The sequence below is a fragment of the Delftia sp. UME58 genome, assembly GCF_014170385.1.
Classification (GTDB): domain Bacteria; phylum Pseudomonadota; class Gammaproteobacteria; order Burkholderiales; family Burkholderiaceae_C; genus Comamonas; species Comamonas acidovorans.
Genome location: NZ_LZZV01000098.1, coordinates 1 through 15130, shown reverse-complemented (window position 1 = coordinate 15130; position 15130 = coordinate 1). Strand labels below are relative to the sequence as shown.

The 15130-nt window shown below is 69.2% G+C and carries 13 protein-coding genes; 6 read left to right on the top strand and 7 right to left on the bottom strand.

Features of this window, described 5'->3' with window-relative positions; translation table 11 throughout:
* Positions 1–21: 21 nt before the first annotated feature.
* The 6 genes from A9976_RS24585 to fmdA all read right to left on the bottom strand — a co-directional run bounded on the left by A9976_RS24585 (position 22) and on the right by fmdA (position 6773).
* Positions 22–1485: an NAD-dependent succinate-semialdehyde dehydrogenase gene (locus tag A9976_RS24585; protein ID WP_183021174.1), complete on the bottom strand. Its 1464-nt coding sequence runs from the start codon at positions 1483–1485 to the stop codon at positions 22–24.
* Positions 1485–2615 carry a zinc-dependent alcohol dehydrogenase family protein gene (locus tag A9976_RS24580; protein ID WP_183021173.1) on the bottom strand — a complete coding sequence of 377 codons (1131 nt, stop codon included), beginning with the start codon at positions 2613–2615 and terminating at the stop codon, positions 1485–1487. The genes A9976_RS24585 and A9976_RS24580 overlap by 1 nt, the downstream gene beginning before the upstream one ends.
* Positions 2612–3853, bottom strand: a complete 1242-nt coding sequence (locus A9976_RS24575) for an ABC transporter substrate-binding protein (protein ID WP_183021172.1) — start codon at positions 3851–3853, stop codon at positions 2612–2614. Before A9976_RS24575 ends, A9976_RS24580 begins: the two co-directional genes overlap by 4 nt.
* Positions 3854–3999: 146 nt before the next feature.
* Positions 4000–5022, bottom strand: coding sequence for a tripartite tricarboxylate transporter substrate binding protein (locus A9976_RS24570; protein WP_183021171.1), 1023 nt, complete (start codon positions 5020–5022; stop codon positions 4000–4002).
* A gap of 159 nt (positions 5023–5181) precedes the next feature.
* A complete protein-coding gene (locus tag A9976_RS24565; RefSeq protein ID WP_183021170.1) occupies positions 5182–5523 on the bottom strand; it encodes a zinc ribbon domain-containing protein in 342 nt (113 codons plus the stop codon).
* Positions 5524–5540: 17 nt separating this feature from the next.
* Positions 5541–6773 carry a formamidase gene (gene fmdA / locus A9976_RS24560; RefSeq protein WP_183021169.1) on the bottom strand — a complete coding sequence of 411 codons (1233 nt, stop codon included), beginning with the start codon at positions 6771–6773 and terminating at the stop codon, positions 5541–5543.
* A gap of 363 nt (positions 6774–7136) precedes the next feature.
* Here fmdA and A9976_RS24555 point away from each other — a divergent pair, with 363 nt between their 5' ends.
* The 4 genes from A9976_RS24555 to A9976_RS24540 are packed head-to-tail and all read left to right on the top strand — an operon-like array spanning position 7137 to position 10354.
* Positions 7137–7541, top strand: a complete 405-nt coding sequence (locus tag A9976_RS24555) for a Zn-ribbon domain-containing OB-fold protein (RefSeq protein WP_183021168.1) — start codon at positions 7137–7139, stop codon at positions 7539–7541.
* Positions 7538–8749, top strand: coding sequence for a thiolase (locus A9976_RS24550; protein WP_183021167.1), 1212 nt, complete (start codon positions 7538–7540; stop codon positions 8747–8749). Before A9976_RS24555 ends, A9976_RS24550 begins: the two co-directional genes overlap by 4 nt.
* Positions 8750–8777: 28 nt before the next feature.
* A complete protein-coding gene (locus A9976_RS24545; protein ID WP_183021166.1) occupies positions 8778–9947 on the top strand; it encodes an acyl-CoA dehydrogenase family protein in 1170 nt (389 codons plus the stop codon).
* A 5-nt stretch (positions 9948–9952) separates the two neighbouring features.
* Positions 9953–10354 (top strand): PaaI family thioesterase, encoded by a 402-nt coding sequence (locus A9976_RS24540; protein ID WP_043795651.1) that lies wholly within the window; start codon positions 9953–9955, stop codon positions 10352–10354.
* A 182-nt stretch (positions 10355–10536) separates the two neighbouring features.
* On the opposite strand, the gene A9976_RS24535 is transcribed toward A9976_RS24540, so the two are convergent.
* Complete coding sequence (locus A9976_RS24535; RefSeq protein WP_012202113.1) at positions 10537–11451, bottom strand: LysR family transcriptional regulator; 915 nt, start codon at positions 11449–11451, stop codon at positions 10537–10539.
* Between the two features lie 161 nt (positions 11452–11612).
* Between A9976_RS24535 and A9976_RS24530 the strand changes: the two genes are divergently transcribed.
* Positions 11613–12914 (top strand): CaiB/BaiF CoA-transferase family protein, encoded by a 1302-nt coding sequence (locus A9976_RS24530; protein WP_183021165.1) that lies wholly within the window; start codon positions 11613–11615, stop codon positions 12912–12914.
* 629 nt (positions 12915–13543) lie between these two features.
* Positions 13544–15130: methyl-accepting chemotaxis protein (locus tag A9976_RS24525; RefSeq protein WP_183021164.1), on the top strand; the 1587-nt coding region annotated here is incomplete at its 3' end.

Below are 15130 nucleotides of genomic sequence, written 5' to 3'. Positions count from 1 at the left end.
CGGCAGGGGCATGGCGCGGGCTCAGTCTTCGCTGATCAGCTTGACGTCGCAATAGGCCAGCAAGCCCTCGCTGCCGCACTCCGACCCCCAGCCGCTTTCCTTGACACCGCCGAAGGGCGCCTCGGCCATGGACACGGACAGGCTGTTGATGCCCAGCATGCCGGTCTGCAGTCCGCGCGCCAGCTGCGCACGCGTGGCGCTGTGCTGGGTGAAGGCATAGCTGGCCAGGCCATAGGGAAGACGGTTGGCACGGTCGATGGCCTCCTGCACGCTGTCCACCCGGTTGATCAGGGCCAGCGGGCCGAAGGGCTCCTCGTTCATGGCGCGCGCCGTCTCGGGCACGCCGGTCAGCACCGTGGGCTGCCAGAAGAAGCCCGGCCCATCCATGGGCCGGCCCCCGCATTCCAGGCGCGCGCCGCGCTGCACCGCGTCGGTGATCAGGCCGTGCATGGCCTGCTGGCGGCGCGGGTTGGCCAGCGGGCCCAGGTTGCTGGCCTCGTCCAGGCCGTTGCCGGGCACCAGGCGCCGGGTGCGCTCCACGAAGGCCTGGACAAAGGCCTCGTAGACATCGGTGTGCACGTAAAAGCGCGTGGGCGCAATGCACACCTGGCCCGCGTTGCGGAACTTGCCGGCCACCAGCATCTCGGCGGCCTGCTGCACATCGGCGTCTGCGCAGACGATGGCCGGCGCATGGCCGCCCAGCTCCATGGTGGCACGCTTGAGTCCCTTGGCCGCCTGCTGAGCCAGCAGCTTGCCCACGGCCGTGGAGCCCGTGAACGAGAACTTGGCCACCACGGGGCTGTCCAGCAGGTAGGAAGAGACTTCGCCGGGCACGCCGAACACGGCATTGAGCACGCCGGGCGGCAGGCCCGCATCATGCAGGGCACGCACCAGGGCCAGGCCCGTGGCCGGTGTCTCTTCGGCCAGCTTGAGGATCAGCGTGCAGCCCGCCGCCAGTGCCCCGGCGATCTTGCGCGCAGGCGTGATGGCCGGGAAGTTCCAGGGCGTGAAGGCCGCGCACACGCCCACGGGCTCATGCAGCACGGTGATGCGCTGGGTGAGCGTGCGCCCGGGCACCACGCGGCCATAGTTGCGCCGGCCCTCTTCCGCATACCAGTCGAAGGTGTCGGCGCTGGCCAGCACTTCCAGCCGCGCCTCGCGCAGCGGCTTGCCCTGCTCCAGCGTCATGGTGCGGGCTATTGGGTCGGCCCGTTCGCGCACCAGTGCGGCGGCTGCGCGCAGCAGGCGCGATCGCTCCAGCGGCGCCGTGGCACGCCAGCCCGCAAAGGCCTGCTGCGCAGCCGCCAGCGCGGCATCCAGGTCGGCGCGCGTGGCGTGGGGCAGGCGCGCCAGGGGCAGGCCGGTGGCGGGATTCAGAACCTCTTCGGTGTGGCGCTCGCCTGCCGCCAGCCATTCGCCGGCGATGTAGAGCTGGGGCCGGGCGTAGGCCGGCGCGTCGGTGGATTCGATGGATGAGTGCGGCATCAGGCCTCCATGCGGATGATCTGGCGTATGGCCTCGCCACGCGCCAGGCGGTCGAAGCCCTCATTGATCTGGTCCAGCGTCAGGTGGCCGGTCACCAGCCGGTCCACCGGCAACCTGCCGGCCGCATGCAGGGCCAGGTAGCGGTCGATGTCGCGGCGCGGAACGCAGCTGCCCATGTAGCAGCCCTTGAGCGTGCGCTCCTCTGCCACCAGGTGCCAGACCGGCAGGCTGATGGCCTGGGCGCTGGACGGCAGGCCCGCCGTCACGGTCTGGCCGCCGCGCCGCGTGATGCGGTAGGCCATCTCCAGTGCCTTGGCCGATCCCACCATCTCGAAGGCATGGTCCACGCCGCCGCCCGTCAGCTCGCGCACCTGCTTGACGGCATCCTCATCGCCGGCATTGACGGTGTCGGTGGCGCCGAAATCGCGCGCCATGGCCAGCTTGTCCGCATTGAGATCCACGGCCACCACGCGGGCCGCGCCCGCCGCCGCCGCGCCCATCACCGAGGACAGGCCCACGCCGCCCAGCCCCACCACGGCCACGCTCTGGCCGGGGCTCACCCTGGCGGTATTGGCCACGGCGCCCACGCCGGTCATCACGGCGCAGCCGAACAGCGCGGCCAGCTCCAGCGGCACCGACTTGTCGATGCGGTGCACGCCGCGGCGCGAGAGCACGGCATGCTCGGCAAAGGCCGAGACGCCGACGAAGTGCGAGATGGGCTGACCGTTGCGCGACAGGCGCCTGGCGCCCGACAGCAGGGTGCCCGCCACGCCGGCCTGGCCTGCGGGCTCGCACAGCACGGGCCGGCCCTCGGCGCAGGGCTGGCAGTTGCCGCAGCCGGGCACGAAGAGCATGACCACGTGGTCGCCCACCGCCAGGTCGGTCACGCCCTCGCCGAGGGCCTGGATCACGCCTGCGGCCTCATGGCCGAGCACGATGGGCGTGTCACGCGGACGGTCGCCGTTGATGATGGACAGGTCGGAGTGGCACACGCCTGCGGCGGCCACCTTGACCAGCACCTCGCCGGGGCCGGGCGGCGCCAGGTCCACCTCCCAGATCTCCAGCGGGCGGCTGTCGGCATAGGGCGCGGCTGCGCCCGTTCTCGTGAGTACGGCGGCGCGTGTCTTCATGATGTTCTCACCAGCTTGCAGCTGCTCTTGGACAGCGGGCGGAAGGCCTCGTCACCGGGGATGGCGGAGAGCACCTTGTAGTAGTCCCAGGGGTATCTGGATTCCTCGGGCTTCTTGATCTGCACCAGGTACATGTCGTGCACCATGCGGCCGTCCTCGCGCACCTTGCCGTTCTGGGCGAAGAAGTCCTCGATGGGCATCTGCTTGAGCTGGCGCGCCACCGCGTTGCCGTCGTCGCCCCTGGTGGCCTGCACGGCCTTGAGGTAGTGGGTGACGGCCGAGTAGGCGCCCGCATGGATCATCGAGGGCATCTTCTTCATCTTCTCGAAGAAGCGCCGCGACCAGGCGCGCGTGGCCTCGGTGCGGTCCCAGTAGAAGCCCGTGGTCAGCACCATGCCCTGGCCGTAGCGCAGGCCCAGCGCATGCACGTCGTTGATGAACAGCAGGTTGGGCACCAGGGTCTGCCTGGGCGCGATGCCGAACTCGTGCGCGGCCTTGATGGCGTTGACCGTGTCGCTGGTGGCATTGGCCAAGTTGATCACCGAGGCCTTGGAGGCCTGGGCCTGCAGCAGGAAGGACGAGAAATCGCTGGCATTGAGCGGATGGAAGGTGGTGCCCACCAGCTTGCCGCCGCCGTCCTTGAGAAAGTCGGTCACGTTGGCCGTCATGGCCTTGCCGAAGGCATAGTCCACGCCCAGGATGAACCAGTCCTTCTTGCCCTGGGCCAGGATGCCGCGCACGGCGCCATTGGCCAGCGCATAGCTGTCGTAGGTGTAGTGGATGGCCGTGGGCGCGCAGTGCTCGTTGGTGAGGATGTCCGAGGCGCCGCCGGTGTTGATCACCATCTTGCCGCGCTCGCGCGCCAGGTTGTTGACGGCGATGGCGACGGCCGTGTTGTTGATGTCCACGATCAGGTCCACGCCGTCGCGGTCGAACCAGGTGCGCGCATGGGTGGCGCCCACGTCGGCCTTGTTCTGGTGGTCGGCCCAGACCACCTCGATCTTCCTGCCCAGCACCTGGCCGCCGAAGTCGGCCACGGCCATCTTCGCGGCTTCGACGGAGCCGCGCCCCGCCGTGTCCGCATACAGGCCCGACATGTCGCTGAGCACGCCGATGCGCACTACATCGTCCGATATCTGCTGCGCCTGCGCCGCCGCCGTCCACAGCAGGCCGGCGCCCAGTGCGCAGCCGGCAGCGCGCGCCTTGTCCAAGCCGCCTCGCATCAAGCCTTTCCACATATCCGTCTCCTTGTCTCGGGGTTGTTTTTCTGGATACCGAAGGCAAGCCTAAGCAGGCCATAGCGGCCCGCCTATGCGCGATTGCGAAAGGCGGGGTTGCAGCGCTGCGAAGCCGGGTTTTTCCCGACTCCGGCCCGCCGCCGCGCTCAGTCCGCCTGGATGCCGGCCACCTTGACCACCTGGGCCCATTTGCGCAGCTCGCTGCCCAGGCGCTCGCGCATCTGCTGCTGGGTGCCGGGGTCGGCCTCGGCGCCCGCCGTCAGCAGGCGCTGGCGCACGGCGGCATCGCGCAGCGCGGTGTTGAAGTCGGCGTTGATGCGCGCCAGCACGGCGGGCGGCGTGCGGGCCGGCGCAAACAGCGCGGCCCAGGAATAGGCCTCGTACTCGGGCAGGCCCGACTCGGCAATGGTGGGCACCTCGGGCAGCATGGCCGAGCGCTGGCGGCTGGCCACGCCCAGCACCTTGATGCGGCCGGACTTGATGTGCTGCAGCGCGCTGGGCGCATCGGCAAACATCAGCTGCACCTGGCCGCCCAGCAGGTCGTTCATGGCCGGCGCGCTGCCCTTGTAGGGAATGTGCTGCAGCTTGATGCCCGCATGCATGTTGAACAGCTCGCCCGCCAGGTGCGTGCCGCCGCCATTGCCCGAGGAGCCGAAGCTCAGGCCGTTGCCGGACTTGGCCAGCGCGATCAGCTCGCGCACATTGCTGGCGGGCACCGAGGGATGGGCCACCAGGAAGACCGGGAACATGGCGGCAAAGCTCACGGGCGCGAAGTCGCGCTCTATGTCGTAGGTCATCTTCGGCTGCAGCGCCGGGTTCACCGCATGGTGGATGGAGCCCACGAACAGCGTGTAGCCGTCGGCCGGCTCCTTGGCCGCAAGGGCCGCACCCACCATGCCGCCGGCGCCCGCGCGGTTGTCCACCAGGTTGGGCTGCTGCCAGATCTCGCCCAGCTTCTGGGTGAAGGCGCGCGCCGTGGTGTCCACGGGGCCGCCGGGCGGGAAGGGCACGATGAAGCGCACGGGCCGCGTGGGCCAGGCATCGGCCGCAAACGCCGGCCGGAATGCGGGCAAGAGGCTGCCGGCAGCCAGCGCGCCACCGGCGGACAGCAGGCGGCGGCGCGACGAAAAGGAAGACGGGGAAGAGGATGGGAAGGAAGACGGGGGCATGGCGAAACTCCGGGCAACGGGCGGCGGCTTGCCGCGCGGCCCATTCTGGGCAAGCCGACCTGCGCCGTGTTTCGCCAATATGGAAGGCGCGCTTCCAGCGCTCCCAAGCGGGGAAAACCCTGGGAGCGCGCCAGGCCAGGCGCCCCACGCCCCACGCCTCTAGTGGCTGATCATCCAGGGCCGCCGCGAGGGCGCGGACTTTGCGCCGCTGGGTGCCGTCACCGTGGCGCTGCGCCGCCCCGACCCGCAGCAGCCGCAGCCTGCCGGGTGCTTGAAGCGCGCATAGTCGCGCGAGCTGGCGGGCTCGTGGCGCGCTCGCTCGTTGGTGTCCATGGCGCGGCGCGTGCCGTCGGCCATCAGCGCCAGCCGGGGCGCTGCGGCCAGCACGCGCGCGGACGCCGTGCCGCAGCCCGGGCAGGCCGCTGGCTCGTCGCGCAGGCGCAGCGGCCGCAGGGCCTCGAAGCCGCCGCATTGCACGCAGTCATAGTCGTAGGTGGGCATGGGCGGGCTCCTTGGCGTCAGCGCAGGTCGGGGGACAGGGGCATGTCCACGCTGCCGTCGAACTGGACGACCGGCCCCGCCGCGTTGGGGTTGATGTCGAAGTCGAAGATGCCCGTGGGCAGCCACAGCGTGGCGCAGGAGTTGGGCACGTCCACCACGCCGCTGATATGGCCCTGCACGGGCGCCGTGCCCAGGATGGAATACGCCTGGGCGCCGCTGTAGCCGAATTTCTTCAGGTACTCGATGGCGTTCAGGCAGGCCTGGCGGTAGGCCACGTTGACATCCAGGTAGTGCTGCCTGCCGCTCTCGTCCACCGAGATGCCCTCGAAGATCAGGTAGTCGTCATAGCGCGGCGTGATGGGGCTGGGCTTGAAGATGGGGTTCTTGATGCCGTACTTGGCCATGCCGCCCTTGATGAGGCTGACCTTCATGTGCACCCAGCCGGCCATCTCGATGGCGCCGCAGAAGGTGATCTCGCCATCGCCCTGGCTGAAGTGCAGGTCGCCCACGCTCAGGCCCGCGCCGTCCACATAGACGGGGAAGAACACCTTGGCGCCGCGCGACAGATCCTTGATGTCGCAGTTGCCGCCGTGCTCGCGCGGCGGCACGGTGCGCGCGCCTTCTGCAGCGGCCTTGTCGCGGGCCTCGCCGCGCATCTGGCCCATGTGGGCCGTGCCGGCCGAGGGCGGGTTGGCCAGGCCGGGGACGCGTTCGGGGTCGGTGGCGATCAGGGCGCGCTCGCGCTCGTTCCACATCTCCAGCATGGGCCGGTCGGGCAGGCAGCCGATGAGGCCGGGGTGGATGAGGCCGGGAAAGTTCACGCCTGGTATGTGGCGCGAGCTGGTGAACATGCCCTTGAAGTCCCAGATCGATTTCTGGGCCGAGGGGAAATGGTCGGTCAGGAAGCCGCCGCCATTGTTTTTGGAGAAAAAGCCGTTGAAGCCCCAGAGGCTGTCGGGCTTGGCGCCGATGTCCAGCAGGTCCACCACCAGCAGGTCGCCGGGCTGGGCGCCCTTCACGCCCACGGGGCCGGACAGGTAGTGCACCGTGGTCAGGTCGATGTCGCGCACGTCGTCGGCGCTGTCGTCGTTCTTGATGAAGCCGCCGGTCCAGTCGTAGGTCTCCAGGATGAAGTCGTCGCCGGGCTGGACCCAGCAGGCCATGGGAATGTCCGGGTGCCAGCGGTTGTGGACCTTTTCGTTGTCGGTGGGCGGGCGGTTCAGGTCCACCTTGATCAGCGTATCCGTCATGTGCAAAAACCTCCTGGGTGGGTGGGGATCGACAGCGGAGAACGGGCCGGGTTGCGGCACGCCATCGCCGGCCTTGCTGTGGCGCCGCGCCGTGCCAACGCAGCGGCGCGCCCTCGGTGCGCCGGCAGGCGGCGCAGGGCGGGTATGAAGAAAAGGCCGGGAATGCATAAACACCATAGCAGCCGCGCCCGCCGGCCCGCCTAGGCAGCAACCCTGGGTTGACAGCCGGACGCCGGCGCTGGTGAAGCCACCCTTCCAGATTGGCGAATTGAAGCGGCCCCGCGATGCGGGCATGCTGGCGGACAGCCGCTGCGCCGCATGCCGGGCGCAGCGCCAAGAACACCGAGAACGGAAACACCGCCCATGCACCTGAGCGCACAGACCCACTACCAGGCCGAACTCGATGCCGGCCGCTTCTGCCTGCAGCAGTGCCCGCAATGCACGCGCCATGTCTTCACCCCGCGCGAGCTGTGCCCGCACTGCGGCGCCAGCCCGCTGCGCTGGGTACGCGCCAGCGGCCAGGGCACGGTCTACTCCACCAGCACCGTCGCGCGCAAGAGCGATGCCGGTGGCGACTACAACGTGGCCCTGATCGACCTGGACGAAGGCGTGCGCATGATGGGCCGCGTCGAAGGCATTGCGCCGGCCGACGTGCGCATAGGCCAGCGCGTGAGCGCCCATGTGGCGAGCAAGGACGGACGCGGCCTGGTGCTGTTCCAGCCCGCGCTTGGACAGGCGGCACAGGGATCGCAGGGAGGTGCAGCATGAGTACCCGCATCCCCCAATCCACCCTGGACGCCGCCGCCGTGAACCGCCCGCTGCGCGGGCGCGTGGCCATTGCCGGCGCCGCCACCTATGGCTGCGGCGAGGCGCCCGGCATGGACGACATGACCCTGCTGGTGCGCGCCGCCCATGCGGCCGTGGCCGATGCGGGCCTGACCATGCAGGACATCGACGGCCTGGCCACCTGCAGCGTCAACGCCAGCATGTGGACCATGCCCGTGATCGAGCACCTGGGCATCAACCCCACCTATGTGGACGGCACGATGATCGGCGGCAGCAGCTTCATCGCCCACCTGCTGCCCGCCATCCGCGCGCTGGAGGCCGGCCAGTGCAAGGCCGTGCTGGTGTGCTACGGCAGCGCCCAGCGCTCGGCCACCTTCGGCCGCAAGGAAGGCCAGGCGGCGCGGCGATTCCTGGACCCGCAGCCCTACGAGTTCCCCTATGAGCCCGTGCTGCCCGTGACCGCCTATGCGCTGGCGGCCGCGCGCCACATGCACGAGTTCGGCACCACGCGCGAGCAACTGGCCGAGGTGGCCGTGGCCGCGCGTGCCTGGGCCCAGCTCAATCCCGAAGCCTTCATGCGCGACCCGCTGACCATCGAGGACGTGCTCTCGGCCCGCCCCATCGCCAGCCCCTTGAGCGTGCGCGACTGCTGTCTGGTCACCGATGGCGCGGGCGCCCTGGTGCTGGTGCGCGGCGAGCGCGCCCGCGACCTGCCGCGCCCCCCCGTCTACGTGCTGGGCAATGCCACGGCGATCTGGAACCGCCAGATCTCCTGCATGCCCGACCTCACCACCACGGCCGCCGCGCAGTCGGGCGCCCAGGCCTTTGCCATGGCGGGGCTCACCGCGGCCGACATGGACATGGCCCAGCTCTACGACGCCTTCACCATCAACACCCTGCTGTTCCTGGAGGACCTGGGCTTTTGCGCCAAGGGCGAGGGCGGCGCCTTCGTGTCCAAGGGCGGTATCGCGCCCGGCGGGCGGCTGGCCGTGAACACCAACGGCGGCGGCCTGTCCTGCGTGCACCCGGGCATGTACGGCATCTTTGCGCTGATCGAGGCCGTGCGCCAGCTGCGCGGCGAGGCCGGCCAGCGCCAGCTGGGCCGCCACCGCACGGCCGTGGTCCATGGCAATGGCGGCACCCTGTCCAGCCAGTCCACGGCTGTGCTGGGTACGGCCGAGGCGCTTTGATTCCGTAGAGAGAAGAAAGAACACCGCAATGATCCGCGACCAAGAAACCCTCGAAGCCCTGCTGGACAGCGTGCGCCGCTTTGTGCGCGAGCGCCTGGTGCCCGCCGAGAACGAAGTGGCCGAGACCGACGAGATTCCCGAGTCCATCGTGCAGGAGATGCGCGACCTGGGCCTGTTCGGCATGACCATCCCCGAGCAGTTCGGCGGGCTGGAACTGACCATGGAGGAAGAGGTGCGCGTGCTCTTCGAGCTGTGCCAGACCGCGCCGGCCTTCCGCTCGGTGATCGGCACGACCGTGGGCATAGGCTCGCAGGGCATCCTCATCGACGGCACGCCCGAACAGCAGGCCGCCTGGCTGCCCAAGCTGGCCACGGGCGAGATCATGGCCTCGTTCGCGCTGACCGAGCCCGAGGCGGGCTCGGACGCGGCCTCGCTGCGCACCACGGCCACGCGCCAGAGCGACGGGGACGGGGACCACTACGTGGTCAACGGCAACAAGCGCTTCATCACCAATGCGCCGCATGCGGGCATGTTCACGCTGATGGCGCGCACCGACCCGGCCAACAAGGGCGCGGGCGGCGTCTCGGCCTTCATCGTGGATGCGAAGTCGCCGGGCATCAGCTTCGGCAAGAACGACGTGAAGATGGGCCAAAAGGGCGCGCACACCTGCGACGTGTTCTTCGACAACGTGCGCGTGCCGGCGGCCAACCTGATCGGCCTGAAGGAAGGCCAGGGCTTCAAGACTGCCATGAAGGTGCTGGACAAGGGCCGCATCCACATCGCGGCCGTGAGCGTGGGCGTGGCGCAGCGCATCCTGCGCGACGCGCTGAACTATGCGCTGGAGCGCAAGCAGTTCGGCCAGCCCATCTGCGAGTTCCAGCTGGTGCAGGCCATGCTGGCCGACAGCCAGGCCGAGCTGTATGCGGCCGAGTGCATGGTGATCGACGCCGCGCGCCGCCGCGACGAAGGCCGCAACGTCTCCACCGAGGCCTCGTGCTGCAAGATGTTCGCCACCGAGATGGTGGGCCGTGTGGCCGACCGCGCCGTGCAGATCCTGGGCGGCTCGGGCTACCTGGCCGAGTTCGGCATCGAGCGCTTCTACCGCGACGTGCGGCTGTTTCGCCTGTACGAAGGCACGACCCAGATCCAGCAGGTCATCATCGCGCGCAACATGGTGCGCGAGGCGCGCGCCGCATGAGCCGCATGAGCGCACCGGCCCCCGACCGCAATGCCTTCATGCGGCTGATCGGCGCCTCGCAGGTGCCCGCGCCGCCCGGCAAGGTCCATGTGCGCCTGCCCCACATGCGCGAGGAACTGCTCAACCAGTTGCCGGCCGCGCACGGCGGCGTGCTCATGACGCTGCTGGACTCCGTGATGTCGCGCGCCGCCGGCGAGCTGCCCGGTGCGCCATCGCAGACCGCCGTGACGGTGGAGATGAGCAGCCGCTTCCACCGCCCGGGCAAGGGCGCGCTGCTGGCCGAAGGCTGGGTGGTGCACGCCAGCCGCAGCCTGTGCAGCTGCGCGGCGCAGTTGCTCGATGAAGACGGAAAGCTGGTGGCCACGGCCACCGGCACCTTCAAGTACTGGCTGGCACCGACGGTATGAACACCCCCTGGGCGGCTACGCCGCTTCCCCCCGTTGCACGGCGCCCTCTCTCGCTTCGCGGGAGGAGGACGACGCCCTCGCTGCGGGGCGGCGCGGCCGGCGTAGGCCCTTGCTCGGCGTCTCGCGCTTGGAACACGCCAGTTGCGTAGGCCGTGCGCAAGCACTGAATAGTTGAGTCCAAGCTACTCCAGCGTGAGCCGGCCCTGCGCGTCGGCCACCAGCAGCTCCACCAGCTCCTGGGCGAAGGACGGCAGGGCCTCCAGGCTGCGCACGCAGATCTGCATCTCGCGCACCGACCAGGCATCGGACAGCGGCACGATGGCGATGTCCATGGAATGCGCATGGCGGCTGGCGGCCGACTCGGGCAGCACGCCCACGCCCACGCCGGACTCGATCATGCGGCAGGCCGTCTCGAAGTTGCCCACCTGGATGCGCTGCTTGATGGGCCGGTGCAGCTGGTCGCTGGCCTGGCGCAGGAAGGCGTGGATGGCGCTGGATTCGTGCAGGCCCACATGGTCCAGGTCCAGCGTGTCGGCAAAGGCCATCTGCATCTCGCCATCGAGCGCATGGCCGCGCGGCACGACCAGCACCAGACGGTCCCGGCGGTAGGGCAGGGTCTCCAGGTTCTCGGTGCGCACCAGGCCGGCGACGATGCCGATGTCGGTCTGCCCCTCGGTCACGGCACGCACGATGTCGTGCGACAGGCGCTCGCGCAGGTCGATGTTCACGTCGGGATTGCGGCGCAGGTAGTGGCGCAGCACGGGCGGCAGGAACTCGCCCAGCGAGGTGGTATTGGCAAACACCCGCACATGGCCCTTGATGCCGCGCACGTACTCCTGCATGTCGCCGCGCAGGTGCTCGATCTGGCCCAGCACCATGCGCGCATGGGTGACGAAGGCCTGGCCCGGCGGCGTCAGCGTCACGCCCTGGCTGGTGCGGTACAGCAGCTTGGTACCGATGCTCTCCTCCAGGTTCTTGATGCGCGTGCTGGCCGCCGGCAGGGAGATGAAGGAAAGTTCCGCGCCACGCGTCATGCTGTTGGCGTCGGCGATGTGCACCATGAGGCGCAGATCCACAAGATCGAAATGCATGGCCATCCGGCATTGTAGAAAGCCGCAGGCCCCGGCACTGAGCCGCACGCGTCAGTACAAACCGCAGTGCCGGCCGGGCGCGAACGCGCGCTTTCACAAATGCGAAGCCGCAGCAGGCCCGCGCGCCGTAGCATGGGCCCATCTGCCCGGGATAGCCGCCTCAGCCCATGAACCACACCGAAACCCCCTCCCCCAGCCCCATCAACAACGCGGCCAACCAGACCGCAGGAGCGCTGGGCCATCTGCGCGTGCTCGACCTCTCGCGCGTGCTGGCCGGCCCCTGGTGCACCCAGAACCTGGCCGACATGGGGGCCGACGTGATCAAGATCGAAAAGCCCGGCGAGGGCGACGACACGCGCCACTGGGGCCCGCCCTTCTTCCCCGACGCGGCAGGCAACCCCTCGGACAACGCCGTGTACTTCGCGGCCTGCAACCGCAACAAGCGATCGGTCACCGTGGACATGGCCACGGCCGAGGGCCAGCAGCTGATCCGCGAGCTGGCCATGCAAAGCGATGTGGTGGTGGAGAACTTCAAGACCGGGGGCCTCAAGCGCTACGGCCTGGACTATGCCTCGCTGAGCGCCCTGAACCCGCGCCTGATCTACTGCTCGGTCACGGGCTTCGGCCAGACCGGGCCCTATGCGCCGCGCGCCGGCTACGACCTGCTGGTGCAGGCCATGAGCGGGCTCATGAGCATCACGGGCCGCGCCGACAGCGAGCCCGGCGGCGGCCCGCTGCGCGTGGGCGTGGCCGTGATCGACCTGTTCACCGGCATGTATGCGACCACGGCCATCCTGGGCGCCGTGGAGGCACGCCACCACACGGGGCGCGGCCAGCACATCGACATGGCCTTGCTGGACGTGGCCATGGCCGTGCTGGCCAACCAGGGCGCGGGCTTCCTGAACACCGGCCATGTGCCGGGCCGCCAGGGCAACACCCACCCCAGCGTCGTGCCCTACCAGGACTTCCCCACGGCCGACGGCCGCATGCTGCTGGCCATAGGCAACGACGGCCAGTTCGCGCGCTTTTGCGGGGCGGCCGGCGTGGACTGGGCGCGCGACGAGCGCTTTGCCACCAATTCCGCCCGCGTCATCCACCGCGACACGCTGATCCCGCTGATGGCCGATCTCACGCGCGGCCGGCCCACGGCCGAATGGATCTCGCTGCTGGAGGACAAGGCCGTGCCCTGCGGACCCATCAACCACATCGGCCAGGCATTCGACGATGCGCAGGTGCGCGCGCGCGGCCTGCGCGTGGAGCAGGAGCGCTACCCGGGTGCCATGCCGCCTGCCGGCGAGACCATCAACCGCGTGGTGACCACGGCCAGCCCGCTGCGCCTGTCGGACACGCCCACCACGCTGCGCCATGCGCCGCCCGCCCTGGGCCAGCACACGGACGAGGTGCTGCGCGAGCGCCTGGGCCTGGATGCGCAGCAGCTGCAGGCCCTGCGCGGCAAGGGCGTGGTCTGAGCGACTGGCGACTGGCGACTGGCGACTGGCGACTGGCGACTGGCGACAGACACCGGGCGCCTTGATGCGCCGAAGTTTCCGATGCCTTGAAACCGGCCACCCGCAGGCGCGGATGGCTTTGCCACAGGCGTGCAAACGGCTTTTAGGACACGTCCTATCGAAAATCAGATGGCAGGCATTCTCATCATCAGACGGTGCGGAAATAATTCCCACCACAGATGCAGATAGCCACTTTTTCCCTGTCCGAAGTCCCTAGGACAACTACCCGCAATGCCGGCCGGCAGCGCACGGCAGCCGCCGCCGAACGCCTGGCTGCAGCGGGTGTCCGCATGCCAGACGGTGCTGGCGGATTGTTCGGAATCGTCTGCATCTTCCCCGCTGCTGCGGCATGCCCGCGAAGCGCCCGCCGCAGCGCAGGCGCACGGACAGGGACTGCGCCATGAGGCCTCGCGTCAAGGGCCGCATCTGCCGGACCTCGGGCTGCTTTCCTCCCTGAACGGGCACTGCAGCCCTCGTTTTCTCTTTCGCTGATACCCGTTCCACCTTGCCCTGCACGGCAGGCAAGGTGCGCCCTGCTGCACGCCTTTTTTCCCCTTGCCGTTCAAGGGACATGCCTACAGGACTTCGCCATGCAAGCCTTTCGCAATCTCAAGATCTCCTCCAAGCTGCTGCTGGCCTTTGTGGCCGTCCTGGCATTGACCACCTTCGTGGGCCTTTATGCCGTGCTGCAGCTCAGCCGGATCAACCAGGCGTCCATCGACATCGCCACGCGCTGGATGCCTTCATCACGCATGTTGCTCGACATCCGCGCCACCACGGCCCGCTACCGCGTCAACGAGCTGCAGTACCTGATATCCACCAGCGACCAGGACATCGGTGCCTTCGACAGGATCATGGGCGAGCTGTGGAAGAAGACCCAGGCCCACTACGACAACTACGCCAGCTTTATCAGCACCGAGCAGGAAAAGGCCACCTACGACGAACTGGGCCGGCTGCGCACCGAGTATGCCAAGGAGCACGCCCTGGTCATGGCCCTGGCGCGCAACGGCCGCAAGGACGAAGCCCTCGTGCTGTCCCAGGGCGAATCGCTGGAACTGAGCCGACGCCTGTATGACCAGATCGACCGCATGGTGCAGATCGACCACGAAGGCGGGCAGCAGGCCAACGACCAAGCCAATGTCCTCTACCGCAGCGCGCGCGGCTGGGTGGTCGGCCTGCTGGGAGCCAGCATTTTGCTGGGGCTGGCGCTGGCGCTCACGCTGGCGCGCATCGTGGCGCGGCCATTGAACGAGGCCCTGGACGTGGCCCAGGCCGTGGCCGAAGGCGACCTGACGCACAGCATCCAGGCCACCACCACCGACGAAACAGGCCAGCTGCTGCACGCGCTGCACCGCATGGACCAGAGCCTCGTCCACATCGTCCGGCAGGTGCGCAACGGCACCGACTCGATCGCCACGGCCTCCAGCCAGATCGCCTCGGGCAACAATGATCTTTCGGCACGCACCGAGCGGCAGGCCAGCTCGCTGGAAGAAACCGCAGCCTCCATGGAGCAGCTCACCGTCACGGTGCGTCAGAACACCGACAACGCGCGCCAGGCCAACCAGCTGGCGGCCTCGGCCTCGGCCGTCGCCCGGCAGGGCGGCGAGGTGGTCTCCCAGGTGGTGGACACCATGGACGCCATCCATGCCTCCTCGCGCAAGATCGCCGACATCATCGGCGTGATCGACGCCATCGCCTTCCAGACCAACATCCTCGCACTCAACGCTGCCGTCGAGGCGGCACGCGCGGGCGAGCAGGGCCGGGGCTTTGCCGTGGTGGCGGCCGAGGTGCGCGCCCTGGCGCGGCGCTGCGCCGATGCAGCCAAGGAGATCAAGCTCCTGATCGAGGACTCCAACGGCAAGGTCAGCACCGGGTCGGCCCTGGTCGCGCAGGCCGGGCAGACCATGCAGAACATCGTCAGCAGCGTGCGCAACGTGACCGACATCATGGGAGAGATCACGGCCGCCAGCGTCGAGCAGACGACAGGCCTGGAGCAGATCAACCAGGCCATCTCCCAGATGGACCAGGTCACCCAGCAGAACGCCGCCCTGGTCGAGCAAGCCGCCGCCGCCGCACAGTCCCTGCAGGAGCAGGCCTATAGCCTGCAGCAGGCCGTGAGCGTCTTCAAGCTGGAGCGCGGCCTGGCACTCACCGCCCTGCCCGCCACCCCCCAGCCC